At 52.0% G+C, this 24886-nt stretch carries 22 protein-coding genes; 6 read left to right on the top strand and 16 right to left on the bottom strand.

All coding sequences use genetic code 11. The features are described 5' to 3' along the window. Window positions 1-47: 47 nt before the first annotated feature. From H6G89_RS06390 to rnhA, 3 genes are all read right to left on the bottom strand, one after another. The gene (locus tag H6G89_RS06390; protein WP_190504478.1) at window positions 48-824 is read right to left on the bottom strand and encodes an MBL fold metallo-hydrolase; all 777 of its coding nucleotides are present in this window, start codon (window positions 822-824) and stop codon (window positions 48-50) included. Window positions 825-940: 116 nt separating this feature from the next. Further along, window positions 941-1225 carry a hypothetical protein gene (locus tag H6G89_RS36210; protein WP_199336565.1) on the bottom strand — a complete coding sequence of 95 codons (285 nt, stop codon included), beginning with the start codon at window positions 1223-1225 and terminating at the stop codon, window positions 941-943. 81 nt (window positions 1226-1306) lie between these two features. After that, window positions 1307-1945, bottom strand: a complete 639-nt coding sequence (rnhA, locus tag H6G89_RS36205; protein ID WP_309229659.1) for a ribonuclease HI — start codon at window positions 1943-1945, stop codon at window positions 1307-1309. Between the two features lie 125 nt (window positions 1946-2070). Here rnhA and H6G89_RS06380 point away from each other — a divergent pair, with 125 nt between their 5' ends. The 3 genes from H6G89_RS06380 to H6G89_RS06370 are packed head-to-tail and all read left to right on the top strand — an operon-like array spanning window position 2071 to window position 2968. Then, entirely contained in the window at window positions 2071-2325 is a 255-nt protein-coding gene (locus H6G89_RS06380; RefSeq protein WP_190504477.1) for a ribbon-helix-helix domain-containing protein, read from the top strand. Further along, complete coding sequence (locus H6G89_RS06375) at window positions 2322-2642, top strand: type II toxin-antitoxin system RelE/ParE family toxin (protein ID WP_190504476.1); 321 nt, start codon at window positions 2322-2324, stop codon at window positions 2640-2642. Before H6G89_RS06380 ends, H6G89_RS06375 begins: the two co-directional genes overlap by 4 nt. A gap of 20 nt (window positions 2643-2662) precedes the next feature. After that, window positions 2663-2968: a hypothetical protein gene (locus tag H6G89_RS06370; protein ID WP_190504475.1), complete on the top strand. Its 306-nt coding sequence runs from the start codon at window positions 2663-2665 to the stop codon at window positions 2966-2968. 89 nt (window positions 2969-3057) lie between these two features. On the opposite strand, the gene H6G89_RS06365 is transcribed toward H6G89_RS06370, so the two are convergent. Beyond that, complete coding sequence (locus H6G89_RS06365) at window positions 3058-3444, bottom strand: type II toxin-antitoxin system VapC family toxin (RefSeq protein ID WP_190504474.1); 387 nt, start codon at window positions 3442-3444, stop codon at window positions 3058-3060. Further along, window positions 3441-3677, bottom strand: a complete 237-nt coding sequence (locus H6G89_RS06360; protein ID WP_190504473.1) for a type II toxin-antitoxin system Phd/YefM family antitoxin — start codon at window positions 3675-3677, stop codon at window positions 3441-3443. Before H6G89_RS06360 ends, H6G89_RS06365 begins: the two co-directional genes overlap by 4 nt. Window positions 3678-3788: 111 nt before the next feature. Here H6G89_RS06360 and H6G89_RS06355 point away from each other — a divergent pair, with 111 nt between their 5' ends. Next, on the top strand, window positions 3789-4556 hold the full coding sequence (locus H6G89_RS06355; RefSeq protein ID WP_190504472.1) for a transposase: 768 nt from the start codon (window positions 3789-3791) through the stop codon (window positions 4554-4556). A gap of 103 nt (window positions 4557-4659) precedes the next feature. Here the strand turns inward: H6G89_RS06355 and H6G89_RS06350 are convergent, their stop codons facing one another. The 5 genes from H6G89_RS06350 to H6G89_RS06330 all read right to left on the bottom strand — a co-directional run bounded on the left by H6G89_RS06350 (window position 4660) and on the right by H6G89_RS06330 (window position 8469). Continuing rightward, entirely contained in the window at window positions 4660-6201 is a 1542-nt protein-coding gene (locus H6G89_RS06350) for a GUN4 domain-containing protein (RefSeq protein ID WP_190504471.1), read from the bottom strand. Beyond that, a complete protein-coding gene (locus H6G89_RS06345) occupies window positions 6202-6552 on the bottom strand; it encodes a Pepco domain-containing protein (RefSeq protein ID WP_190504470.1) in 351 nt (116 codons plus the stop codon). A gap of 134 nt (window positions 6553-6686) precedes the next feature. Further along, complete coding sequence (locus tag H6G89_RS06340) at window positions 6687-7394, bottom strand: hypothetical protein (protein ID WP_190504469.1); 708 nt, start codon at window positions 7392-7394, stop codon at window positions 6687-6689. Then, window positions 7394-8131: a hypothetical protein gene (locus H6G89_RS06335; RefSeq protein WP_190504468.1), complete on the bottom strand. Its 738-nt coding sequence runs from the start codon at window positions 8129-8131 to the stop codon at window positions 7394-7396. Before H6G89_RS06335 ends, H6G89_RS06340 begins: the two co-directional genes overlap by 1 nt. A 191-nt stretch (window positions 8132-8322) precedes the next feature. Further along, on the bottom strand, window positions 8323-8469 hold the full coding sequence (locus tag H6G89_RS06330) for a hypothetical protein (RefSeq protein ID WP_190504467.1): 147 nt from the start codon (window positions 8467-8469) through the stop codon (window positions 8323-8325). Window positions 8470-8582: 113 nt separating this feature from the next. On the opposite strand from H6G89_RS06330, the gene H6G89_RS06325 reads away from it, so the two are divergent. Continuing rightward, a complete protein-coding gene (locus tag H6G89_RS06325; protein ID WP_190504466.1) occupies window positions 8583-10574 on the top strand; it encodes a DNA polymerase III subunit gamma/tau in 1992 nt (663 codons plus the stop codon). A gap of 307 nt (window positions 10575-10881) precedes the next feature. Here H6G89_RS06325 and H6G89_RS06320 read toward each other — a convergent pair whose 3' ends face one another. From H6G89_RS06320 to H6G89_RS06295, 6 genes are all read right to left on the bottom strand, one after another. Continuing rightward, window positions 10882-11394 (bottom strand): methylmalonic aciduria and homocystinuria type D protein, encoded by a 513-nt coding sequence (locus tag H6G89_RS06320; protein WP_190504465.1) that lies wholly within the window; start codon window positions 11392-11394, stop codon window positions 10882-10884. A 9-nt stretch (window positions 11395-11403) separates the two neighbouring features. Continuing rightward, window positions 11404-14184 carry a M16 family metallopeptidase gene (locus H6G89_RS06315; protein ID WP_190504464.1) on the bottom strand — a complete coding sequence of 927 codons (2781 nt, stop codon included), beginning with the start codon at window positions 14182-14184 and terminating at the stop codon, window positions 11404-11406. A gap of 147 nt (window positions 14185-14331) precedes the next feature. Next, window positions 14332-16026, bottom strand: coding sequence for an FkbM family methyltransferase (locus H6G89_RS34865; RefSeq protein WP_242059844.1), 1695 nt, complete (start codon window positions 16024-16026; stop codon window positions 14332-14334). A 662-nt stretch (window positions 16027-16688) separates the two neighbouring features. Further along, a complete protein-coding gene (locus H6G89_RS06305) occupies window positions 16689-20672 on the bottom strand; it encodes a magnesium chelatase subunit H (RefSeq protein WP_190504463.1) in 3984 nt (1327 codons plus the stop codon). Between the two features lie 575 nt (window positions 20673-21247). Then, window positions 21248-22864, bottom strand: coding sequence for a glycosyltransferase family 39 protein (locus tag H6G89_RS06300; protein ID WP_190504462.1), 1617 nt, complete (start codon window positions 22862-22864; stop codon window positions 21248-21250). Between the two features lie 44 nt (window positions 22865-22908). Continuing rightward, complete coding sequence (locus H6G89_RS06295) at window positions 22909-23391, bottom strand: ankyrin repeat domain-containing protein (RefSeq protein WP_190504461.1); 483 nt, start codon at window positions 23389-23391, stop codon at window positions 22909-22911. 82 nt (window positions 23392-23473) lie between these two features. Between H6G89_RS06295 and H6G89_RS06290 the strand changes: the two genes are divergently transcribed. After that, entirely contained in the window at window positions 23474-24856 is a 1383-nt protein-coding gene (locus tag H6G89_RS06290) for a lipid-A-disaccharide synthase (protein ID WP_190504460.1), read from the top strand. Window positions 24857-24886 lie beyond the last annotated feature (30 nt).

Raw genomic sequence — 24886 nt, 5'->3', positions numbered from 1 at the left:
CCACCCAAAATCCAATCCATCCAGGCAGTATTTTCCATACAGATCCATTACACCGACACGCGGTTCTCCAGAGAAATCTCCAGGCGATCGCCCGGTTTTGGCTCGATCACCTGCGTTGTTAATCCATTCTCCGCCAATTGCGTCCGCAAGTCTGCAATACTGCCCGAGCCGCGCAGAACACTATTTAGAAATCCGGTGAAGGAAATATCACCACCTGCTGCGGTGGGTAACATCACCTGGGGTCGCAACCACTGCGCCACCTGCAAAGCGGTTTTGTGTCCCTGAATGATTGCGCCTAAGAGAGGAACTTCCAAACTGACCATTGGTGTGATCACTACATCGACCGGGGCGATCGCCCGAACTGCCTCGGCGTGATAGCCGTGAGGTTCGTAGTAGAGCGTCTGTCCACTACTGGCTTCTCGCAGCAGGTAAGCATTCTCTGTCAAAAAGGGACCAATCGGCGAACCGGGAAATGCCTGAATCGTGACGCTATCGGTCAGCATGTAGGATTCTCCATGCGCCAAGCTGGTAATCTGGCTATACCCCAACTCCTGCACTACCTTTGCCGCATTGGGTGAGGCTACGACTGGAATGGAGCGATCCAGTTGCTTTAAGGTGTCTGGATGGGCATGATCCTCCAACCCCTGCGACAACAAAATCAGATCGATCACCTCTGGAATGGGGCGAGGTTGCGATCGCATTCCCTGAAACAGCCACGGCATATTGCCAAACACCAGATTTCCAACCAACCAGGGGTCAAGCAAAATCCGCTTATTCCCCATCTCAATTAGCCAGGAGTTGCTGTCTAACCAGGTCAAATACATAGCGATCGCGCCACTCGAAAATACCTCTTTTTCTATTGTAAAGACGCTATGCCTGTAAAGACGCGATTAATCGCGTCTCTCCACTCCCTACTCCCCATTCCCCACTCCCTCTCCCTCTAATCAACCCGCTCTAACTGCCAGAGAATCTGGTTCCCCTCTCGCCGCACCCGCGAAACAACCCAATTCCGCCAGACCCAGTTATCTCCTCGACTGGTCACCGCACTGGCGTTGACATCCATCAAATCCGCCAACTCTGAACTGGTGATCAAATAGCCACGATTGGCAATCTCATCTGCCATATGCAGCATGTCTACCGTGTTGCGAAGCTGAGCCACTCGCACTTCACGCGGTAAATTGTCGGACGCATCAATTGAGGGGGCGGGAGTCGCTGAATCAACCATCGCGAACACCTGGCTAAAGGCTTGAGCACACCTACACCAGGATTGTATCGCCTTGCTCTCAGGTCAGCGGTACTGTGTGCATCAATTCAATACAGGCTTACCCATTGAAAAGCTCCGGGCGATCGCATCACACCGCTCATTGCCCACGTTGCCGCTGTGTCCCCGCACATATTTCCAGGTGACTTGCTTCGAGTTGAGGCGATCGATCTCCTCCCACAAGTCCTGATTCAAGACTGCCTTACCTGCCGCCGTCTTCCAGCCTTTTTTCTTCCAACCTTGAATCCACTGTGTCGCGCCCTTCATCACATATTCGCTGTCGGTGTAGAGGGTGATCGGTTCCGGTTGCCCCGACTCCTTGTAGAACTGGAGAGCGGCGATCGCGGCTTGCATCTCCATGCGGTTGTTGGTCGTTTGCGAGTCGGCTCCTCCCATCTCATGTACCGTGCCATCGGTGAAGTAGACTACCGTGCCCCATCCTCCCCGTCCGGGGTTGCCAGAGCAGGCTCCATCAGTGTAGATGCTTTGAATCCGGCGAGGGGTGTTGCTGCCTGCTCCAGGTGGTTCAACCGCTTCAGAACTGGCTGGATGACGCTCTGGAGGAGGGATGAGGTGAGCCACTTCTTTATCCTGATTCATCAGGATGATTGCTTCACCACTTGAGACGCGCTCCAGGAGCGATCGCAGGTCTTTTGCCGCGTCCTCAATGCTAACTTTCAACATGAACTATCCAATCTTACGTGAGAATCTTTAAGCCTACTCTGATTTGCGCGGCATACCCGATTTGAACCTACAAATCTTTTAGTTATGCTAAACGCAGATAGCTTAGGTTTTGGGGTTGAGCTTCAATGCTAAACGTGACACTGCCAGACCAAATTTTAGCGTTTGTAGAAGAACAGGCAACGGCGGCTGGTTTCAGCACGGTCAATGAGTATATTTATCATTTGATTTTGCGAGAGCAGGAACGCATTGCTCAACAAGAGCAGATTGAATCGCTGTTATTAGAGGGGTTGGATAGTGGAGAGCCAGTTGAGGTGACAGATGACTGGTGGACTCAGAAGCGGGATCAACTCGTTGAGCAAGTTCATCAGTCAGATACATGACCAAGCGGATTATTATCACCCCCAGAGCAAGTCAAGATCTTGATGATCACTTCGCGTATATTTCAGAAAATGATGTTGAGACAGCCTTACGCTTTTTTGATTCTGCAAGATTAACGATCGCTCAAATAGCGAGAATGCCAGGTATCGGTAGTTCATATCCGTCTACTAACCCGCGTTTGCAGGGCTTACGCAAATGGGCAGTCAAAAATTTCAAAAAATACCTTATTTTCTATTGCGATCGTGATGATGCTGTAGAAATTGTGCGAATTTTGTATGCCGCACAAGACATCAACAGCCTTTTAAAGGGAGGGAGTTAGTTCACTGAAGTGGAGGCTATATGAACAATGATGATTTGGACTTTGGGGAAGATTTGGAATTAATAGTTCATCCAAGAGAGTCTGAAACGGTTGCGCTGCAAATTCCTAAAGACACGCTGGAGTCACTCAAAAAGGTAGCAGAGCAACGCGAGATGCCGTTAGAAGCGTTGCTTAAGTTCTATATTGGCAAATGCCTACGTCAGGATTTGAGTCAATTGTTTGCTAGTCAGGTTATGGATTCGACTGCAAAAGTGCTGGCACGATATCACCATTCAGAGGAGGAAGTCTCTAAGATTTTGCAGGAGATTCGGTTGGAGGCAAAGTAGGCGTTGGACGAATTGCCGATACTGATCTTCCTTCTGCCATTGGGTGATCACCTCCTCTTCTGGATCGTAGACGATCAAGCGAACCTGAGTTACCAAATCGTTTGAACGGGATAGGACGCGAACACTGAATCAGTACTGACAAGCACTGCATCTTCGTAGATCGCTTGAGCAATTAAAATGCGATCGAAGGGATCTTTGTGGATCGCTGGTAGTTGGTCGAGTGTCAAAACATGCTCTACGTTAATTGGCAAGATAGAGAGAGCATTTGTTGTTTGCTGTGCAGTCAAAATTTCAGAAAGGGATGATTGCAAGCTGAGTTTTCCCAACTGACGCTTGACTTGAATTTCCCAAATACTGGCAACACTCAACAATAGTTCATTGGTAGAGTCAGCAAGCAAATTGAGAGCAGTATTTGATAGTTGCTCTGGATTACTATCCCACCAGACAAAGGCATGGGTGTCTAGGAGAAGTTTCACGGTTCACCCGTCCAGAATTGATCGGGCAGGGGAGCATCGAAGTCTGGACTCATGGTGATTTTGCCCCGATGCAGTCCTGGGGTACGGCGAGTAGAGGCTGGATGAATTGGCAATAGCCGTGCCTGCGGAATCTGCTGATGGGTCAAAATAATTTCAACCCCGGTTGCAACCTGAGCAATGAGGTCTGCTAACTGATTTTGAGCATCAGCAATATCAATGATTTTGATAGTCATGACACTTCCTTGGATGGCATACCCTTAGCATATCGCTCATCACTTAAACGCTTCTCCTAACCTTAAGTTTTGTTTAGAAGGTGAGATCTGACTTGTTATCCGTATCTTGCTATGGCGTATCACTGCCGCAATCTTAAAGCTGAGTATTGCTATCACATCACTATGCGCTGCAATAACCGTGAATTTCGCCTGATTCGGCTGGAGTGTAGAGAAATCTTGCTCTACGCCCTCAAGCGATGTCAGGACAAATTTGAGTTCAAACTGTATGCCTTGTGTATCATGAGCAACCATGTGCATTATCTGATGGAACCCAACAAACCAAACGATTTGCCCAGAGTTATGCATTGGCTGAACTGGTTTACAGCTATGTGTTTTAACCGCATGTTGAACCGCACCGGACACTTTTGGGAAAAGCGATATCACAGCACTGGGTTCCCCATCAGCGACAAACGTCGAGCCTTAAACACCCTGCGCTATATCCACGGCAATCCCAAAGCTGCCAATATGCAGCAGGGCTGGTTCTATGACTTCAGCAACTATGGCAGTTATGAGCGATTAACGGATGATGGCATTACCCAATGGCATCCGGCATTTTTGGCGTTGGGAACGACGCTAGACATCTGCGCGGCGGCATATCGCAAGTTTTGCAAGAAGTACAAACCGCAACCTAAGCCAGAGAAGAAAAGTCATTGGGGAAGCAAGCTTTTGGCAGAGATTAAAGCCAAGAGCCAGATCAAAAAGAAAACCAGCCCAGGGCAGCAATCGCTGTGGAACGAGTGGGAAGCCCCGGCAGAAGAAATTCGTCAGGTAGCAAAGAAATTTGTGCTGGCAAATTGTTTTGATCCCAAAATTGCCGGAATTCAGTTTGAAATTCCGTGAGCATCGGTGCCAGGTAACAGATCCTCGAAACACCACTTCTTCCGTGTGGAGAGGCTCTGAAATAAAACGTTTGGATCGAACTGGAGCCTTTATCTGCTACAGTTTACAAGTCTCTGTGCGAGAGAAGAGAATCCACAAACCACCAAACCCCAACACCCAACCACCCCCCACAACCCGGTAATTCTCCCATGAGAGAAATTGAAGGATTGAATTTGAGGTCGGAGTAGTTCACGTAGCGGTTGTCCTTGCGCCAGCCGACGCGATCGCAAAACTTATACCAAATCTTATCACCCGGATATTTGCCATCCAGTTTCGCGCCGCATTCAACATAAATCTTTTTCTGCACGCTAAAGCCAAAATGTCCGTTGCTGTAATGCACCCAGAGGCGATCGATCGTCTTCAGGTCTTTGCAGGGGAAATTCAGCAGTTCCTCAGCCCGAATCCAGTCTCCTCCTTTTCGCCCAACGGCTTCCAGCATTCGCAGATAGGTTTCATGGTCTGCCTTTTTCCATTCCCCTGCCTTTAGCAGGTCGCGTAATCGGGTGTAGTCAATCCCCTTCTCTGATTCCAGGGGAATGTCGAACAGATCCCCCCCAACCCCCCTTGATAAGGGGGGTGCCGGAGGCGGGGGGATCTCTAAAGGAGGTGCCGGAGGTGGAGGAGTGAGTGAGGACGATTTAGGTTGAGCAGGGGATTTTATTGGTTGGGGTTGAGACTGAATCGGGATTGTGCCACTGGCTTTCGCAACCGCTATCCTTTGCAATGCTTCGATCGCGTCCATATCTCGACCTGAAGCTGCCGCCAAAACTCGAATCCACAGTTGTTGGGCTAAATCCCAGTTTTGATTAACTTGGGCACGGTAGGCATCATTTTTCAGCGTGGCAATATCTGTCAGGCTGGCGTGCTGGGGCATCAAGATCAGGTGAGCGCGGTTGAGCGGTTCGGCAATGGTGTAGGGGGTCTGCCGCACTCGTCCCAAGTGTTGACTGACCAGTTCCGGTACGCGATGCTCCAGATATTGGTTTAGTCGCTCGACTGTGGCACACCGACCGCGAATACCCAATCCTTCTAACAGGGCATGGGTAAAGGCTCCCTGGGCGATCGCCTCCAGTTCATAGGAATACTGATCAGGACTGCACGAAAAGAGACTGATCACCCCGGTCTGTCGGGCTTCTGACTCTGTTTGTCTGCCAACGCCTTCGCCAGCTTTCTTACCACCACTGCGACAGGCATCCAAAATCATCACCGCGTTATCTGCGCCGCAACTCCGCAGGTAATTCGTAATCGTGTTTGTCGAAATGCCTGTGTTTTCAATGTCTTCGGGGTCGCCATCCAAAGGCATGAGGTAATCTTGCCCATTGTGGGGAATGCCATGCCCACTAAAGAAAAACCAGAAGTTATCACCATCCTGCATGAACGGTGCTGCAAAGATCTGGCGCAACACGCGCAGCAAGTTTGCCCGAAACGGCTCTGTTGGCTTGCCGCCAATGGCAGGCGAGTCATCGGTAAACAAATAGACGCGATCGAATTTGGCTTCCTGAGCGAGAAAAGCACTGATCGCTTCGGCATCCCGCTTGGCGTATTTTAGCGGTTGCAGAAATCGATACTGATTAATGCCAATGACGATCGCCCAATTGCTTGCCATTTACTGCTTATCGGATCGGGTAAACTTCAGCTTAATCGCACCTTTTCCAGCGGCTTTTCCGCCTGCCACTAATTTAACCTCTCCTTCGCCGCTGATCTCCACCGAAAGCTCCACCTCATCCAGCTTCATCCCCGATTCTGACCCAATTTCTTGATCCACCTGTTTGAACAAGCGACCGATCAGGCGCAAAAACTGACTCATGTTTTGCTCTAGTTGAGCAACAGGCAACCGGACTTCCTTCAGACTGGAGATGCGTTTGCGAACCTCTTCACCCCATCCGCGTTGCCCTTCGACGGGAACAGAGATTTCGTCTGCTTCCTCCGTCACGATCACAATGTAGTCATCTGGCATCGTTGGTTCCCAAACACTTCTCTATAAAATTGTCGCTGAAAGATTTAAGTGTGTCACTACGGGCGATCGCCTATGGTTCTAAACAGGAGTTTCAGATCTCCAACTTCTTGAAGAAGTTGGAGATCTAAGCACCCTCAACCCTTCCCCTTACTCTTTACAAAACGGGCATAGCGGCGCGGAAAATAGGTTTGCAGCAAGTCATTGGGGCAACCAAACCGCTGCAACACATCGATCAGGTCGCGTCGATTCACATCCATCAGGAGCGATCGCACCGCTTTAGTCTGCTCCGATCGCACCGTAATCGTGGCAGCATCTGCCAGTCGTCGTTCGTAGTTCTTTTCCGGTTGAGGATTCCTGACTTCGATCGCAAAGTAGTTGGCGAGATAGGTCAGCCCAGCAGTGAAGTCGGGCAGACTGCCCAGTGCGGTTTCAACATCTGTCCAGAAGGCAGCGGCGCGGCGTTTCTGGTTGTTTTCGATCATGCCGTAGGCGACGCCGACCAGCGCATCGTAGAGCGACTTGATGTCATAGAAACCAGAGCCGAGTTTGATCTTGGCGTTGAGCAGAGCGGTGAAACCGATGCCGTAGACCAAAACAGCATCAAATATGAGCCACCCATCGATCGCAGGTTGCGTGAGTAGAGAGGCTCGAATGAGAAAGATGCCAACGGGCAGCGAGAACTCGATCAGAGCCCACAGCCACACCCCCGGAATTTTGTAGGGTTCAAAAAAAGGAAGTTCTTTACAACGCTCGTTGAGTTCGTTAAAGGCAACGACCGTATTTACCAGTCCTGGAATGATAGCAACAGCAATCCAGGGAAGCCAATCGATGAGCCACGTCATCAAATTACCCCTTGAGGCTCCGCAGGTTTAACTAAAGGACGCAAACGAAAGTGCCCTCTCATTGTGATGGTGAAATAGTCGCCTAGGTCAAGTTCCTTCTTAACCTCAGACTCCGGCTTACTCACCGGAAACAGGCGGTGTAACAGATGCCCCCTGGTCACGTCGATCGCCCCTGCTGCCCAGAGTGAAGCCACGATCGCCTGAATATGTTCCACGGGCCAACCTAGCGTATGGCTCATGTCTTCGACTGTCATCGGATGGCGGATTAGCGATCGCAAAACAGCCGCTTCTTGAAACTCTAAATCCTGCACTAACCGCATCAACGTTGACCAGAAGGTATGCAGCCCATTCAGAGCCTCCCGGAAATCGACCTGAGCAATCACTTTTTTAGTCACGAGTCGAGCCGTTTCACGGGGATTGTCTGCCAACAGCAGTGAGGCGGCAACTGGTTTCCAGGGAGGTGCAACTGAACGGCTAATTTCTTGAACGTTGAAGTTGACCTGCTGTAAGCGTTGACGATGGTCTTGCAGATCGCCGTAGACCACTTCATAGGGCTTGCGAAGACACCCATGATGCTCCACCAGGTTTTGAATCGATGTGACTGCCTGCGCCTCCTCCTCCGTTACCGTGCGTCCTATCTGATGAATCGCCTGCTCCAAATCATCCGGCAACAGCGTATCTAATACAAGCTGCGCCAGTGAAAACGCTTGGATTTTCAGGTCGTTCAGGCTGTCCATAAGCAGAAGCAGGGGGAGTGAGTAGAGGAGTGGAAGGGTGTCTAACCATGAGCATCGTCAATTGTCAATTGTCAATGGTTAATCGTTTCTACCATCAACCGTTAGTTATGGGGAGCGTCAATTGTCAATTGTTAATTGTCAATCGTTTTTAGCATCAACCGTTAGTTGTGAAGAGCGTTAATCGTCAATTGTCAATGGTTAATCGTTTCTACCATCAACCCCTGACTATTGACCACTGACCATTGACCACTGACCATTGACCGTTCGACTAAGCTCACGGCGAAGCCACTGACCATTAACCATTGACCATTGACCATTGACCACTGACCATTAACCATTGACCATTCTTCATCACTCTATTGTATCGACACTAAAAAATCACAGGGGTTTGTTCTGCCGTGGGACAGATCCTTGCTGGCGATCGCTTACCCTAGAGGATAGGAGTAAAGCCATGCCGTACGAACCGCTTCATCACAAATATCGTCCTCAAACCTTTGCTGAACTGGTGGGACAGGGGGCGATCGCCCAAACCCTGACCAATGCCCTGCAACAGCAACGGATTGCCCCTGCCTATTTGTTTACAGGGGCACGTGGCACGGGCAAAACCTCCAGTGCGCGAATTTTTGCTAAGTCTCTCAATTGCCAGAGCAGTGATGTTCCCACAGCACAACCCTGTGGAGTCTGCGAGGTCTGCCGGATGATCGCCAGTGGTGCTGCGCTGGATGTGATTGAGATAGACGCTGCCAGTAACACGGGGGTTGATAACATTCGAGAACTGATTGAGCGATCGCAGTTTGCCCCAGTCCAGTGTCGCTACAAAGTGTATGTGGTGGACGAATGCCATATGTTGAGCACCGCCGCGTTCAATGCCTTGCTCAAAACGCTGGAGGAACCGCCCGATCGCGTCGTGTTTGTTCTGGCTACCACCGATCCACAAAAAGTATTGCCCACCATTATTTCGCGCTGTCAGCGGTTTGACTTTCGGCGCATCGACCTGGAAGATATGGTGCAGCACCTGAGTATGATCGCTCAAAAAGAAGCGATCGACATTGCGGATGAGGCGATTCAACTGGTGGCGCAAATCGCGCAGGGAGGATTGCGGGATGCCGAGAGTTTGCTGGATCAACTGAGCCTGTTAGAAGGCGAGATCACCGTTGAACGAGTGTGGGATCTGGTGGGGGCGGTGCCAGAGCGAGAATTGTTGGAATTGACCATGGCGATCGCCCAGGATGCGCCCAGTGCCGTGTTGGACAAGACTCGTCATCTGATGGATCGGGGACGGGAGCCACTGATCGTGCTGCAAAACCTCGCCAGCTTTTACCGAGATCTGCTGATTGCCAAAACCGCAAGCGATCGCCAGGATTTAGTGGCCATCACCGACTCCACCTGGGCAAAGATGTGTGCCTTTGTGCAATCGGTCGATATCACCTGGATTCTCGCAGGGCAAAAGCACCTCCGCACCAGTGAAGCCCAGATCAAAAACACCAGCCAACCCCGATTGTGGTTGGAAGTCACGTTGATGGGATTGTTGCCGTCGGCGATCGCCACCACTGCCCCAGAGTCAGGAACACCAATCCGCACTCTACCCCAATCTCCTGCCTCTACTCGACAGACTCCCGTCAGCCCAACACAGCCCACCCCTGCTCCTGCCCCCAGTCCACGTCAGTCTGCTCCGGCGATCGCTGAACCCTCTCAACCAGAACCAACGACTTCCAATGGCAAAGCACCTGAGATCGATACTCCTGTCGAAGAAGCCGAGGAAGAGATTCCCGCTCCTCAGCCCTCTGAACCTGTTGCAACCATTCCTGTTGCGACTCCCTCGCCGGACTTACAGCGCATCTGGCAGCAGATTATTGAGCATCTGCATCCCCTCAGCAAAGCTCTGCTAAAGGATCACGGGCGGTTACTCGCGCTGAAAGAACATCAAGCCGAAATCGGCATCAGCAGTCAAAATCTGTTTAAGATTGCCCAGAGCAAATTGCCCGATGTCGAAGAAGCATTTCAAAAGGTGCTCGATCGCAAAATTAAGGTTGCTCTGGCCGTGATGGCAGCGGGAACGATCGAGGCACAACCCGAAGCGGCTCCGGCAAAACCGCAACAACCAGAATCATCAAAGCCAATTGTCAAATCGCCTCCCCCACCCAGCTATCCTGACTCCAGTCCACCTCCTCCTACCTCCCCCCCTGCTTCATCGCCTTCCCCTTCCCCACCTGCCGCTGCCTCCCCTTCTCCACCTCCCCCTGCTTCCCTGGAGATCCCTCCAGCCCATCCCGTTGCATGGCAGGACGAAGATGATGTCGCCAAAGCCGCAAAGAGCTTTGCCCAAATGTTTAACGGGCAAATCGTCAGTCTCGACAGTGGAAGCAGCACCAGTGAGACTGGCAGCCCATCGCCAGAATCACTTGATGTTGGAGGTGATCCAGATGATGACGTACCGTTTTGAAGAAGGAAGAAGGAAAAACGAAGAGTGAAGAGTGAAGAGTGAAGAATGAAAAGCGAAAAATGAAGAGTGAAGAGAGAATGCTACGAGTCAGTGTGTGATGCTGGAATGGGTTTAGAACTTTGTGTAAAGCCCCATCCTGTCTTCGCTCTAACCCACGTTAATTGACATAGCCCAATTGTTATCGCTCAACCTCTCTAATCTTGCATCCATGCCCCTGTGGCACTCTGCACGGTTTCCTTTTATCCTTTATCCTTCAGCCTTTATCCTTCTTCCCTCTTCTTTTTCCCTCTTCCCTCTTCTTTTTTCTCTACTTCCCTACACTACGATTGACGATCTCCGCTAACACATAGCAGGGTGCGGAGGAAATTAGCGTTGAAGGATAGACCGCACTGCCCCAGGTGGGGTGCAGCAAGATAGAGCAGTTTCCATGATTTAGAGTGGCGTAGCCCAGGACAGCACGAGCGATCGCCACATCATCCAATACCAACGCCCCTGGGGACGACAGCATCGGCAACCCCGTTTTGGGGTCAAACACCTCAGCCGCATAGCCCCTATCTCGCAGAATCGCGGCAAAGTGAAGCCCCAGTTCGAGAAACTGCGTTCGCAGGCGGTTTTTGTTGGCTTCGGTTTGGGGGGTACGGTCAAACAAGGCACACGGGCTACGCTGCAACACCAGCAGCATGGAGGATGCCGTCACTGACCAATCCGGCAGCAACTGCCCCAGGTGCGACAAAACATAGGCACTGGGCGGGTGAATCGCGTATTGAATTTGTTCAGAATCAGTGGAATTCACCACACCCATGGGTTTCACTCGTGCCATTTTCGATGTCTATTGGCTAGCGGAAGTGGTTTCTCCGGGTCCAGCGGTCACAATAACCAGATTATCAGGATGAATCAGATCGCGAATCACCTGTTGCACCTGTTCCAAAGTCACCGCCTTAATCCGGCTGGGGAACTGGCGGATCTCATCCTGACTCAAACCATACACCTCATTCATCAAGATTTCAGAGGCAATACTGCTGGGACTAGCTAGATCCACTGGGTAACTGTTGGTAATCGATCGCTGTGCCGCACTCAACTCTTCAGCCGTAATACCCTGCTCCCTGAGTTGTTGCAACAATGCCACCGTATTGTCGATCGCCCGATTGGCATCTGTGGGAGCTGTCTGCATCGAGATCGAGAAGGGACCTGCATTCACCCCAGCCACAAAATAGCTGTAGATGCCATAGGTCAAGCCCTGGCGATCGCGAATTTCTGTCCCTAATCGACTGGCAAGGGTATCACCACCCAAAATCTGGTTCATCACGATCGCCGCATAAAATCGGGGGTCGCGTCGTGAAATCCCGTTGTAGCCCATGTAAGTAACGGCTTCTGCCTTTCCAGGCATGACCTGACTGAGGCGAGTTTGCGATCGCGGCAACGACACCGAGGGGAATCGCAACACTGCCCGTCTGCCCTGCGCTTGCCAGCTACTAAAGTGTTGTTCCAGCAAGTCGCGAACGGCAGCAGGGTCAAAGTTGCCTACCAGTGCCAGCACAGTGGAGTCGGGGCGATAATTCTCCTGATAGAACCGTTGAATGTCTGCGGTTGTGATGCCCGCCAAGCTCTCCTCGGTGGGGAAGCTGTGGAAAGGATGATTTGCAGGATAAACCGATTGTCGGAAGATGCGCCAACCCAACTGCTGTGGATCGTCTAACTCTAAGCGCAAACGCACCAGAGCTTGCTGACGGCTCAACTCCAGTTGATCTGCCGGAAACGACGCACGCTGCAACACATCCGCTAGCGTTTCCATCACGGTAGGCAAGCTACTAGACAGAGCACTTGCCTCAATGCTGACCCCTTCTCGCGTCGCCTCAAAGGATACATGGGCTCCTTCGTCTTCCAGAGTTTGGGCAATCTCTAATGCCGTCTTGCTCTGCGTTCCGTTCATCAGGTTAGTCGCCGTCAGGCTAGCCGTCCCCGGTTGATAGTTCACATCTAACACGGTTCCCGCTTGCACCCATCCGCTCAGGTTAATCGCTGGAGTGCTGGAATCAGGTAGCAGCAATACTCGCAGTCCGTTCGACAACGTCACCTTTTCAGGCAGCGGTTGGGGAGTCGTGTCAGTGCTGGAGGTGATGGGGGGCAGGTAACGCGCCACTTCAGTAGGATCGACCGGAGGTCCCGCACTAAAGTTTTCTACAGCCCGTCCGCCATCACCGCTAGAGGCTCCCGGTTGTCCATCGGGTAAGGTTGGCTCAAAGAAACCGATGGTGCATTTTGCAGGGTCAAGATAGGTACGGGCAACCCGCTGAATGTCTTGTGGTGAGACCTGATCGAGAGCTGCCAGGTAGCGATCGCTAAATTGGTAGTCACCTGTAATGGTCTGGTTGTATGCCAGTTGCATTGCCTGACTGGTGACGTCCTGGTTGCTCATAATAAACATCGCCCGCAACTGGGTCTTTGCCCGCTCCAACTCGTCTGTTGTGACGAGGTGTTGTTGCAGATCCGCCAGCGATCGCTGAATCACTTGCTCAATTTCCGTCAATTCTTGACCGGGAGCCGCCGTTGCCGAGATTTCATACCATCCCGGTTCAATCATCTCCACAGGATAAGCCCCGATGGAACTGGCTAACCCTGACTCCACCAATGCCTGATAGAGCCGAGAACTGCGTCCCCCCGTCAGCACCATATCCATCAAATCGATGGCAGGCACATCGGGGTGCAAAATATCCGGCAGCGGAAAAACCATGTGAGCGATCGCCGCACTGCCCGGTTCGCGCAACACCACTGGCGGACGGTTGGCAGGAGCGGTGCTTCTCCGGGTCGGGGTCGCCTCAGGTAAGGCGATCGGGGAGCGTTTGGGAATAGGCTCAAAAATGTCGCGAATCTTTTGCAGAGTTGGTTCGGTGCTAAAGTCACCTGTCACCACCAACACTGCATTTTCAGGTGTGTAATATCGCTGGTAGTAGCTCCGAACCTGCTCCAGGGTAAAGTTTTCTACATCGGCTCGCGTTCCCCCGACGGGCAACCCATAGGGGCGATCGGGAAATGCCGTCCGCATCACCGCCCGATCCAACCGATAGCGAGGGCTGTTTTCGTAGCCTTGCAACTCTGAGATCACCACTCGTTTTTCACTGGTAAGCTGGCTTTCCTCAATGGTCGCTCCGGTCATGCGGTCGGCTTCTAGCGTCAGCAGTGCCTCTAGCCTTTCCTTTTCGACCGTGCCGAAGTAAGCGGTTTCGTCATAGCTGGTGAAGGCGTTGGACTGACTCCCCAGCGCACTAAACAACCGCCCAAACTGAAGGGGGCGATCGCTCGTGCCCTTAAACATCAAGTGCTCTAGCTGGTGAGAGATGCCGTTTTGTCCGGCGGGTTCATTCCGCGACCCCACGCGATACCAGATCTGCACACTCACGACAGGAGCCGTGTGAATCTCTTTGGTCAACACGGTCAAGCCATTGCTGAGGACGGTCTTTTGGGTACCTTGTGTGACCGATAACTCAGTGGCCGGTGGGTTAGCAGAGAGGGCAATCGTTGGCTTGTGAGGGGAGAGGAGCACAACACCCAGTAAAAAGCTGAGAAATAAACCCACGAGCAACACGGGGCGCAACTTCAACAGAGGAGACATGATGGATCAGAGCTGAAAGAGTTAGCAAATGGAAAATTGTGGAGCGCGTAAGAGGCAATTGGTCTTACACGTCTCAATCCTTCTACTGTAATCTAACTGCTCTGAAACAGATGAGAATGATTCTTACGGAGCGATCGCCCCGGGTCATTAGTGGCGTTGCTGCCGGGCGGGAATGTCTGTCACCAGTAAGGGGTTATCGATCGGTTGCCGAGAGGCAATAAACACCGCACGAGTAATTGCCCCTGGTCGTGGAGGAGTCGCCCAATCAATTAAAAACTCTGGATGGTTGGGTTGAGTGATGGGCAGATAGACATACTCAAAATGTCGAGCCAGGGTATTGCGAATCCAGAGGCGGGTGGGTCGACATCCAAATCCATGCATCGCCTGGGACGGGTCATCTTCTGGCTCTTGAAAGGGGTAAGTCACATCCTCGTCCCCAAATGAGACACAGGTTTCTAACAACAATAGATCGCTGCAACGGCCAGACAGATAGGCGATCGCCTCAGCAGGATATTCCAGGTGATATAGCAACCCATAGCAATAGACAATCTCAAACATATCCGTCAGTGTCGGGTCAGGAGCATCCATGTCGAGTTGCCGCACCATGATATCGGGATAGCGCGATCGCAAAACGTCGAGATTCTCTGGTCTACCCTCGGTGCTGACAATGCGGCAACCTCGATCGACAAAGAATCCAGTGTGATCGCCTATTCCGGCTCCCACCTCCAACACAGTTTTGCCCGTCAGGTCTAATCGGAGACTGGCGAGATGCTCTAAGCGGCGTTGGTTGTGGCGTTGATAGTGTTCGTTGTGAAAGCTCTCCTGGGGGGTTTGAGACAACTCAACGGGGGCAGACGTAGCGGCAGTTGTGAGTAAATCTTGCCGGGTCACATACTCTTGAATCTTAGCCACGATAGGCACTTTGGCGAGTCCAAAGTTCGCCAAATGTGGAAATTGAGCCAGACTTTCGACCATCACATCAGCCATGTTGTAACGGCGATCGCTGCCATAGTTGAGCGTCAGATAAACCAGCAACTCTGAGGCGTAGTCAGGCAACTCCAACACATCCGCAATGCAGGCTAACTTAAAGACCTGCTCTGGAGCAGGAGGGCGATCGGGCATTTGCAATACATCCCGCAAGTACAACGCATCCCCCCACAAAATCTGCCCCGGACGCATATTTGAGAGAATCGGGGCATCGACTCTGGGGCACCGGGTTGCCGCCAGGTCAAAAAACGTAAACCCAACCCTGCGTAGATAAGCATCGACGTCAGCAAACAAGGCTTGCCCCAAGTAAAGCGGTGAAAACTGGGCATCAACCTGGACGGCAAGAACCTCATTTTGCAGCAGTTCCCTGGCACCTTCCAACACTTGAAGTTCTGCCCCCTGCACACTCACCTGAAGGAAATCAACAGGCGCAATCCCCTCCTGCTGGCAAAACTGGTCGAGTGTGACGGTTTCGACATCCAGCGTGAAGTCAAGCCGCGCCGCATCTAGCTTGTCAAAGCGGTTAAGGTAGGGTTCATTGGGCGGATAGAACGAGCTAAACATGGGATGCTGCGTGACGTGGAGCAGTGCATCCTCAGAAGTTTTGCCCAGAGCCAGAGGAACGTGGCTTTCACGCCAGTTGACGTAGCGGTTTTCTAGCCCATAGTTGGCAGCATCGCAGGCGTCAGCATCCACATCAAACCCGTAGATTGACAGGTTTGGTGCAAACACACCCCACCCCTTTTGGGCATAGTCATCGTTTGCGGTGAGTTTGCGGGAACCCGCCAAACAGAGGGTCATGGCGATCGCATCAAGATAACCGCCACGTTTAAGACTAGCTAAAAAAATTGGCATTGGAGCCTTTAGAAATGGGACTTGGCTGGAGTGACGCAGCAAGTCTAACCCAGGAGGACTGGCGATCGCCAACCTTCTTTAGCGTTGCTAATACCCATTTGAATTGGCTTTGCTGCACATGATTCCGTAAGAGCTTTCGCGAAACGCCCCTACCCAGGGATCTGCCACAATCAAACATTAAATCGGTAGGACTTACGCACTTGAGGTCTAAAACTTCGATCCCCCCTAGCCCCCCTTAAAAAGGGGGAATTCCGGAAGCCCCCTTCTAAGGGGGTTGGGGGGATCTAACTGCGTAAGTCCTGATCGGTATAACAATTCGGATAACCTCAGTCGCGATCGCCTCCGCACCGAAGCGAGGATCAATGATGAAAAAACGAGAAAGGATGAAAGATGAATATAAATCCACCCTTCATCCTTCTTTTAACGTCAATTCGGGTTAAACACCTGGCGAATCAATTCACGGCTATGGGAGCGAAGTCCGCCTGCGCAGGCTACAGAAAATCAAGGTTTGCCGAACCGACGCAGGTCAGTTTTGCTCTTGTAGCGGCAGTTTTAACCGCCAAGATCCTTATCCCGAACTCAGGTTCTTTTAGCCTTTAGCCTTCATCCTTTAGCCTTTAGCCTTCAGCTTTTATCCCTTATCCTTCATCCTTTAGCCTTCCTTACTCAATTCCTTCGATCCGGTCTTCCACTTCCTGATACAACTCACGCAAGAGTTGCAGGTTGTTTTCGCTGGTTTCCCAGTAGCCGCGACCGTTGACCTCTAGCAACGTCCCCACAATCTTACGGAAGGAGTGGGGGTTGAGGTTGAGCAGGCGTTTCCGCATCTCTTCATCGTGGATGAAGGTGGTGTTGACATCCTCGTACACCCAGTTGTCAACCGCTCCAGCGGTGGCTGACCAACCCATCGTGTTGACCAGTCGCTTCGAGAGTTCCCGCACGCCTTCATAGCCGTGGGACAACATGCCCTCATACCACTTGGGATTCAGTAGCTTGGTTCGGGCATCCAGGCGGACGGTTTCAGAGAGCGATCGCACCTGAGCATTTGCAGTGGTGGAGTCGGCAATATAAGCAGCAGGGGTTTTGCCGTCACCGCGCAGGGTTGACACGACTTTGGTTGGGTCAGAGTCAAAGTAGTGCGATACGTCCGTCAGCGAGATCTCCGAGGAGTCAAGGTTTTGGAAGGTCACATCTACGGTTTTGAGGGTCGTCTCAAAGATTTGACGCGACTCATCCATCACGCCGGGATTGTCGGAGTTAAACGCAAAGGATTTACGAGCGAGGTACATGTCCTGCAACTCCGCTTCGCTTTCCCAGGTGCTATTCTCAACCGCCAGATTGACGTTAGAGGAGTAGGAACCGGATGCATTGGAGAAAACGCGAGTGGCGGCCTGACGCAGGCTGATGCCCATGTCTTCCGCTTGCTTCATGGCGTGCTTGCGGACGAAGTTCATCTCTAACGGCTCGTCAGCTTCCGCTGCCATCTTAATGGCGCGATCGAGCAGTGCCATCTGGTTGATAAACAGATCGCGGAACACCCCGGAGCAGTTCACCACCACGTCGATGCGGGGGCGTCCCAATTCCTCTAGGGGGATCAGTTCTAGCTTGTTGACCCGTCCCAACGAGTCGGGCAACGGACGCACACCCACCAGCAACATCACCTGAGCCAGTGATTCGCCATAAGTCTTGATGTTGTCAGTGCCCCAGAGAACGAAGGCGATCGTTTCGGGATAGGCACCGCCATTTTCGGCTTGTTGACGGGCTAAGAGGCGATCGACCACGATTTGTGCCGATTGCACGGCCGCTGTTGTGGGGATCGACTGCGGATCAAGCGCGTGAATGTTCTTGCCTGTGGGCAATACATCGGGGTTGCGGATGGGATCACCACCGGGACCGGGCAGAATGTATTCGCCTTCTAACGCCTTGAGCAGTGCGCCCAACTCATTGTCGGCACACACTTGCTTGAGACAGAACTCCAGGTAGTCGAACAGCGGCTTCAACGCTTCTGGGTCAACCTTGGGATAGCCTGCCTCCTGCAATGCCTCAATCCAGGGTTCTTTGCGCCCCATGTTGAAGAAGTTGAGTTTTGAGACAAGTGAGACTCGTCCCTCGGCATCGATCTGCTCCTTCACCATCGCTGCCACCGCTTTGCGGGTTGCCTGGGTGATGTCATAGAGCAGTTGTACGTCTTCCAACACACCGCGATCGCTGTCTTTGAACACGTCATCAATATCGCGTCCGACGCTATTGGCAATGATGCGAGGCAAGCCCATGATCTCCTCTTCAGGGCGATCGATGCTGGCAATGTTGACCAACGTGGCGATCGCTTCCTCAGCTGAGGGTGGTTTGCCGATGACGTGCAAGCCACAGGGCAACAGACGAGACTCAATCTCCATCAGTTTGATGTAGACCTTGCCGATCAGGGTGTCGCGTTGCTCTGCATCTAGTTCAGTGGCATCCTGTTCAGGCAACTCAATGTCTTTGTCGAGGTTGACCAGACGGCACTTCTCGATCACGGCGTTGACAATGGGCACACCGCGTCCCGTGTCCTTGAGAGTTTGATAGGAGGCGATCAGTTCGCTCAGTTCCTTCAGCCCCTTATACAACCCAGCGTTTTCAGCAGGAGGCGTGAGGTAGCTGATGGTTTCGGCGTAGCTGCGTCGCTTGGCGATCGTTGCTTCCGAGGGGTTGTTTGCCGCGTAGTAGTAGAGGTTGGGAATTGTACCGATCAGGTTATCGGGGTAGCAGTCGCCCGACATCCCCATCTGCTTACCGGGCATGAACTCCAGTGAACCGTGGGTGCCGAAGTGGAGGACGGCATCCGCTTTCCACAGGTGCTCCAGGTAAGTGTAGTACGCTGCAAAACCGTGATGCGGGCTAGCCGAGCGGGAGAATAACAACCGCATCGGGTCGCCTTCATAGCCAAAGGTGGGCTGAACTCCGATAAACACATTGCCGAAGGATTTGCCATACACCAGCAGGTTTTGCCCGTCGGTGTTGAGATGCCCCGGAGCGGGTCCCCAGGAGTCTTCTAACCGCTTGTGGTAAGGGGTTAGCTCCTCGTATTCCTGCACCGACATGCGGTAGGCGATGTTGAGTTCAGGGCTGCTGTATTGCGCCTGAGCATCGTGAATCACTGCTTGCATCAGTTCTTCTGCCGAGTCGGGCAGGTCTTCTACTTCGTAGCCATTGCGCTTGAGAGCTTGCATTACCTCAAAGATGGAGCCAAACACATCCAGGTAGGCAGCCGTCCCGACGTTGCCCTTGTCAGGTGGGAAGCTGAACACCGTGATCGCCACACGCTTTTCGAGCTTGGGCTTGCGGCGCAGATTTGCCCACTTGAGTGCCCGTTGAGCCACCGCTTCGATCCGGTCTTGTAGAGCGATCGCCTTCCCAGTTGCGCCATCGCGTCCAGAGAGGATGATCGGTTCGATCGCCCCATCCAATTCGGGTAACGCAATCTGGAGTGCCACCTGAATCGGGTGCAGACCGAGATCGCTGTCCTGCCATTCCTCCGTTGTTTGGAAGACCAGGGGCAGAGCCACCATGTAGGGACGGTTTAACCGCTTCAACGCCTCGATCGCCTTGGGATGATCTTGACGAGCGGGACCCCCCACCAGCGCAAATCCGGTCAGCGAGATCACAACATCTACAATTGGCACTTCGCCCTTGAGGATGGGATCGTAGAAGTAGGCATCCACCGGCTTCGAGAAGTCCAGACCACCTGCAAACACGGGGATGACCCGTGCGCCCATGCACTCCAATTCCTGCACCATTGCCACATAGTGAGCATCGTCACCCGTCACCAGGTGCGTCCGTTGCAGCACTAGACCAACGGTGGGTGCGAGGGGATCTTTCAAATCCTGAGAGATGTCTTTGCGCGAAGTGTGCCAGTTGAGGTATTCCTTCAAATCCTCAAACATCTGGGGGGCTAATGGGTGCCAGATGCCCATGTCGGGGTAGGTGACAGGCTCCCGGTATTGCACGCTGCCGTTGGTTTTATCGGGCGTGATGTACTTGTCCGCCAGCATCAGCAGGAAGTTTTCCAGGTTCTCTGCGGAACCGCCTAACCAGTACTGGAAGCTGAGCATGAAGTTGCGAGCATCCTGTGCTTTATCCATCGGCAGATATTTCAGCACTTTGGGCAGGGTTTGCAGCAACTTCAACATGCCATCCTGAAAGCCTGAGCCGGATTTCTCCTTGCGCTTCCGCATGAACTGGGCGATCGCACTCTTGGATTGACCCAGTTGTGCCATCGAGAAGGTGCCCATTTTGTTCAGACGCATCACCTGAGGCATAGAGGGGAAGACGACTGCAACATCCAGGCGATCGCGGTGGGGTTCAACCGCTGCAACAACCTTTTCTGCCAGGTCTTCGATAAAAATTAAGGAACCGATAAAAACGTTTGCTTGAGCAACATCCTGCTGGAATGCCTCGTAGTTTTCGGAGCTACGAAGTTCTTCAAGAAGATAGCCGCTAATTTCGATCGCCAGGTTGGGGTTGGTCTGGTTGATGGTACGAACCGCTGCGGATAATGCGCTTTGATATTGCGGCTCAAGCACGACATAGACCACCTTGATCAGTGCTCGCCCCTGGAGGTCATCAGGCACGATATGTCTGACGGCAGGCTTGACGTGGGTAAACATTCAGGTGTGCTCCTCTCAAAACGCTATTAGCGACTAACGAGTATGTTATGTAGTGTTCTCTTGGTGGGTCGATCAGCTAAGGAATCGATCGCACTTCACACGGAGGTCAAAGTGGGGTTCATCACCCGCCCCTAAAATAGTGTTACATGAGTGGTTGTACCAGAAAACCCTTGACAGAAGCGAGATCCACTCCATATCTGATACAAAATGATAAAAAAACTGAGATATTTTTTTACATTTCTTGACAAAAAAGTGAGTGAGCACTTTACAAAAGATAAAAAAGGAAGTGGGGAGTAGGGAATAGGGAGTGGGGAGGGAATAAAGACTCAGGCCAGTGGGATGCTATTAGCGATCGCAAGGTGCATCTGGAGTTTTGAGTAAAGGAGAATAAGGGATTTTCATCCTAATTTGGTGAACGTCTTAATGAACTTTGAGGGATATCCAGAATGTTGTGCCAAGACGGGTATTGTCTGTACTCTGCACAACACATCCTACTTGGGGCATCTGGCACTTTTCTCCCATTTCCCACTCCCTACTCCCTACTCCCCATTCCCCATTCCCTACTCCCTCTTCTCCTATCGTTCTAATCTCCACAAATCACCAACAACTTGTACCGTTCTGCCGTTGTACTTCTCTTCAAGTGGTGTTCTAAAAAAGTCAGGCATATTCAACAAAAAAACATCTGTAAAAGAGTCTGACAAGTCTGGAATAGTGAGTGACTTACCAACTTCTGGCAGTAAAAACAATGGGGTTTCTGGCTCTAATAGATAACTCAAGGCGATCGCATTCACCGGGTTATAGCCAAACGCATCCGTAACTAAAACAGGACGATCGCTGTTGTTAATAATGTCTGCAATTTCAGCATTGTGATAACTCACAACTTTGTTCCACCAGGTGTTTGAAACTGCACTAAAAGTACAAGAGACGATCGCGATCGCAGATAGGACGATCGCCATCACTTGCCAAAATTGACGACGCGAAAATGTCTTTGCTTCCAGGCACCGAGCTAACAAATAAGCCATTGATAACTGGATGCCTAGATAGCTGGGAATGAGATAACGAGTGGTGCCGGAGCGTTGTCCCCCTAACAGTAAATCTGGCAACAGTAATCCTAAAGCGGTTGCTCCAATGAGTGTCAAAATGAACAGCCAAACTCGCTTTGGCGTTTGACGGCAAACAAAGAAAACGGCATAGATTTCTAACAACAAGATGGGGATCATCAAAAGATATGCCCAGAAATCATATTCGAGCAAGGGATTGAAGTCGAAATCAATCAACACTCGGCTAAAGTTCACTACCCACAGTTTGAACAATGTGAGATGGGGCAGTGAAATCGTTGCCCACTCCGTTGTTGCCTTTAAGTTTTCAAAGTGAACGACCAAAAAATAAAGCCAGGGGGCAAAGGCAATCACGGCAAGGACAGATGCAACGAGATAAGCGATCGCCCGTCTACTGAAGCGAAATCCGGTGATCGAGAGCGCGTCAATCTTTTCATTCAACAACACATAAATTCCATGCCCGATCGCGACTAGCCCGGAAAACATAAAGGTATAGAAGGCGATCGCCAAAGACACCGCATAGAACGCCCAGTTGCCTCCGTTTGAGGCTCGCATCGCCCGTAACAACGCCACACTACTCAAGAGGATGGTGGCACCCCAAAAGCTATACTCTCTCGCCTCTTGAGCGTAGAGCAGATGAAACGGAGACACCGCAACCAGCGCAACGGCGATCCATCCGGTGAGTGGGGATTCAAACAATTCAAGACACACCCAGTAGATCAGCGGAAAAATTAACAGGCTAAGTAGGGCAGAGATGCTGCGGGTGACGAGCGGCGAGGTACTATTCCACAATTGCACCCAAAAGCGGCTGAGGATGTAGTAAAGCGGTGGATGTTGCACATCTTCTCGCCCGATCGCTGTGATCATCTCAGCTAAGGTGCGATTGGGGTCGAGTTGCTGATAGACCAGAAGTTCTTCTGGGGTTGCTTGTTCACCGTTAAACCGCTCAGCCACGACCTCAGAGCGCGTGTGGGCTGTGATTTCCATCGAGGTATAGGCTTCATCGTGCCAATAGACTTTGTAGTCTAAATTGACAAAGCGAAACACAATTCCCAGCAACAAAAGTGCAAGGCAGATAGACCGAAATCGGTTAAAACGGACTCTTGGGCTGGATGCGTGACTGATTTTCCGCATGGTGGCTGCTGTCCTGCTTATGGTTGCTATGCTGCGTGTGGTTGTTATCCTGCTGTCTGAGCGCGGGCTTGCTTCAACAGGTCAACCACGGCTTGATGCCCCCCTTCCGCTGCCCAGATCAGGGCAGTCCAATTGTTATTGTCGCGATCGCCCAAGTGAGCTCCGTTCGTCAACAAAAGCTGTACTACGTCTACCTGTCCTTGTGCAGCGGCACTCATCAGCACCGTCAATCCAAACTGAGTTCTGGCATTGACATCTGCCCCCTTGGCTAACAACAGTTCCACAATAGAGGAATGCCCTGCCGCCGCCGCCCCCATCAAGGCTGTCCAGCCCTCATTATCGCTGGCGTTGACATCGGCTCCGCGATCGAGCAACAGTTGGACGACATCCCAATGTCCCGCTTCTGCCGCAATGCTCAGGGGGGTAACCCCTTCCTCTGTCCGGCTATTCACCGAAGTTCCATGGTCGAGTAACGCCGTTAAGCTAGCAACATCCCCTGTTTGGGCAGCAGAAATGAAATCAGACATTGGACTTTACCCCGCTGTAGGTCGTGACGTTAAGAGAATATCTGAAAATTGAATTAAACGGCAGAAGGAGTGCATAACTGAAGTGAATTTATCTCCACCGATTGACATCGTCATCCTCTCCAATGGCCCAGGAGAAGTGACCACCTGGGTACGCCCTGTCGTCAAGGCACTCCGAGAAACGTTAGGGAATCATCGCGCCCTGGTTCGCCTCTCTCTGATCTTGTCTCCCTGTCCCAACGCCAGCGGCAAAGAGGTGGCGATCGCCCAAACCTATCCTGAACTCGATCGCATTCAATCTGCCGAGCACTTCTTTTCGTTTCTGCTGTGGGGCAAAACGGCTGGCAACTGGGATTGGCGCGATCGCGGAGTTGTCTTGTTTCTGGGGGGAGATCAGTTTTACACCGTTCTCATCGGTAAACGATTGGGCTATCGCACTGTCACCTATGGCGAATGGGATACCCGTTGGCATCGCTGGATCGACCACTTTGGCGTGATGAAACCGGACTTAATCGATCGTGCCCCGGCTCGATATGTCCATAAGTTCACCGTCGTGGGCGATCTGATGGCAGACGTGGGGAGTGGGAGAGTAGGGGAGTGGGAGAGTAGGGGAGTGGGAGAGTCGGAGAGTGGGAGAGTAGGGGAGTACTCCATTACCCCAACACCCAATCACCCTCACACCCTCACACCCCAACACCCCAACACCCCAACACCCTCTCCCTCCCTCATCGGTCTACTCCCCGGCTCTAAACCTGCCAAACTCGCTCAGGGATTGCCGCTATCGTTGGCGATCGCCCAACGCATTCATGCTGCTCATCCAGACACGCGGTTTGTTATCCCGGTCGCACCCACACTGACCCTCACGGAACTGGCTCGATTTGCTGACCCACACCATAATCCCCTCATTGCCGCTTTTGATGGGGTTACGGCTGAACTGGTATCTCATCCTGAGACTCCCTATCTCAAAACGAGTGGGGGATTGAGGGTTGATCTGTGGACAGCGTTTCCCGCTTACCCTGTCCTGTCTCAGTGTCGGTTCTGCCTGACGACGGTTGGAGCAAACACCGCCGAACTCGGATCGCTGGCTATACCAATGATTGTCATGATTCCGATGCAACAGGCAGATGCGATGCGAGCCTGGGATGGCTTACCGGGATTACTGGCAAACCTGCCGGGAGTCGGTTCAGCCTTTGCCAGTGCGATTAACTGGTGGTTTCTCCGTAAGCCTCGACTATTGGCGTGGCCTAACATCTGGGCGCAGGAGGCGATCGTGCCAGAGTTAGTCGGCATCCTCAAGCCCCAACAAGTGGCGGATATTGCCCTGAATTGGTTGGAACACCCCGAAGAGTTAGATCAGATTCGCGATCGCTTGCGGGCTGTGCGGGGAGAAGCGGGAGCCGCTACGAAGTTAGCGGAGATTGTTTGTCAACAACTGACAAGGGAGTGGAGAGTAGGGAGCAGGGAGTAGAGAAATGACCTTGACCCCCTTTTTATCCTT

It is taken from the genome of Oscillatoria sp. FACHB-1407 (genome assembly GCF_014697545.1).
Classification (GTDB): Bacteria; Cyanobacteriota; Cyanobacteriia; order Elainellales; family Elainellaceae; genus FACHB-1407.
Note: the sequence above shows the minus strand (reverse complement) of the source record. Positions and strands in the feature narration are given on the sequence as shown.

Bases quoted from the DNA above. Each gene is read 5' to 3' on its own strand.
- H6G89_RS06390 (WP_190504478.1), bottom strand. From the start codon at position 824: ATGTATTTGACCTGGTTAGACAGCAACTCCTGGCTAATTGAGATGGGG.
- H6G89_RS36210 (WP_199336565.1), bottom strand. From the start codon at position 1,225: ATGGTTGATTCAGCGACTCCCGCCCCCTCAATTGATGCGTCCGACAAT.
- rnhA (WP_309229659.1), bottom strand. From the start codon at position 1,945: ATGTTGAAAGTTAGCATTGAGGACGCGGCAAAAGACCTGCGATCGCTC.
- H6G89_RS06380 (WP_190504477.1), top strand. From the start codon at position 2,071: ATGCTAAACGTGACACTGCCAGACCAAATTTTAGCGTTTGTAGAAGAA.
- H6G89_RS06375 (WP_190504476.1), top strand. From the start codon at position 2,322: ATGACCAAGCGGATTATTATCACCCCCAGAGCAAGTCAAGATCTTGAT.
- H6G89_RS06370 (WP_190504475.1), top strand. From the start codon at position 2,663: ATGAACAATGATGATTTGGACTTTGGGGAAGATTTGGAATTAATAGTT.
- H6G89_RS06360 (WP_190504473.1), bottom strand. From the start codon at position 3,677: ATGACTATCAAAATCATTGATATTGCTGATGCTCAAAATCAGTTAGCA.
- H6G89_RS06355 (WP_190504472.1), top strand. From the start codon at position 3,789: ATGGCGTATCACTGCCGCAATCTTAAAGCTGAGTATTGCTATCACATC.
- H6G89_RS06350 (WP_190504471.1), bottom strand. From the start codon at position 6,201: ATGGCAAGCAATTGGGCGATCGTCATTGGCATTAATCAGTATCGATTT.
- H6G89_RS06345 (WP_190504470.1), bottom strand. From the start codon at position 6,552: ATGCCAGATGACTACATTGTGATCGTGACGGAGGAAGCAGACGAAATC.
- H6G89_RS06340 (WP_190504469.1), bottom strand. From the start codon at position 7,394: ATGACGTGGCTCATCGATTGGCTTCCCTGGATTGCTGTTGCTATCATT.
- H6G89_RS06335 (WP_190504468.1), bottom strand. From the start codon at position 8,131: ATGGACAGCCTGAACGACCTGAAAATCCAAGCGTTTTCACTGGCGCAG.
- H6G89_RS06330 (WP_190504467.1), bottom strand. From the start codon at position 8,469: ATGGTTAATGGTCAGTGGTCAATGGTCAATGGTCAATGGTTAATGGTC.
- H6G89_RS06325 (WP_190504466.1), top strand. From the start codon at position 8,583: ATGCCGTACGAACCGCTTCATCACAAATATCGTCCTCAAACCTTTGCT.
- H6G89_RS06320 (WP_190504465.1), bottom strand. From the start codon at position 11,394: ATGGCACGAGTGAAACCCATGGGTGTGGTGAATTCCACTGATTCTGAA.
- H6G89_RS06315 (WP_190504464.1), bottom strand. From the start codon at position 14,184: ATGTCTCCTCTGTTGAAGTTGCGCCCCGTGTTGCTCGTGGGTTTATTT.
- H6G89_RS34865 (WP_242059844.1), bottom strand. From the start codon at position 16,026: ATGCCAATTTTTTTAGCTAGTCTTAAACGTGGCGGTTATCTTGATGCG.
- H6G89_RS06305 (WP_190504463.1), bottom strand. From the start codon at position 20,672: ATGTTTACCCACGTCAAGCCTGCCGTCAGACATATCGTGCCTGATGAC.
- H6G89_RS06300 (WP_190504462.1), bottom strand. From the start codon at position 22,864: ATGCGGAAAATCAGTCACGCATCCAGCCCAAGAGTCCGTTTTAACCGA.
- H6G89_RS06295 (WP_190504461.1), bottom strand. From the start codon at position 23,391: ATGTCTGATTTCATTTCTGCTGCCCAAACAGGGGATGTTGCTAGCTTA.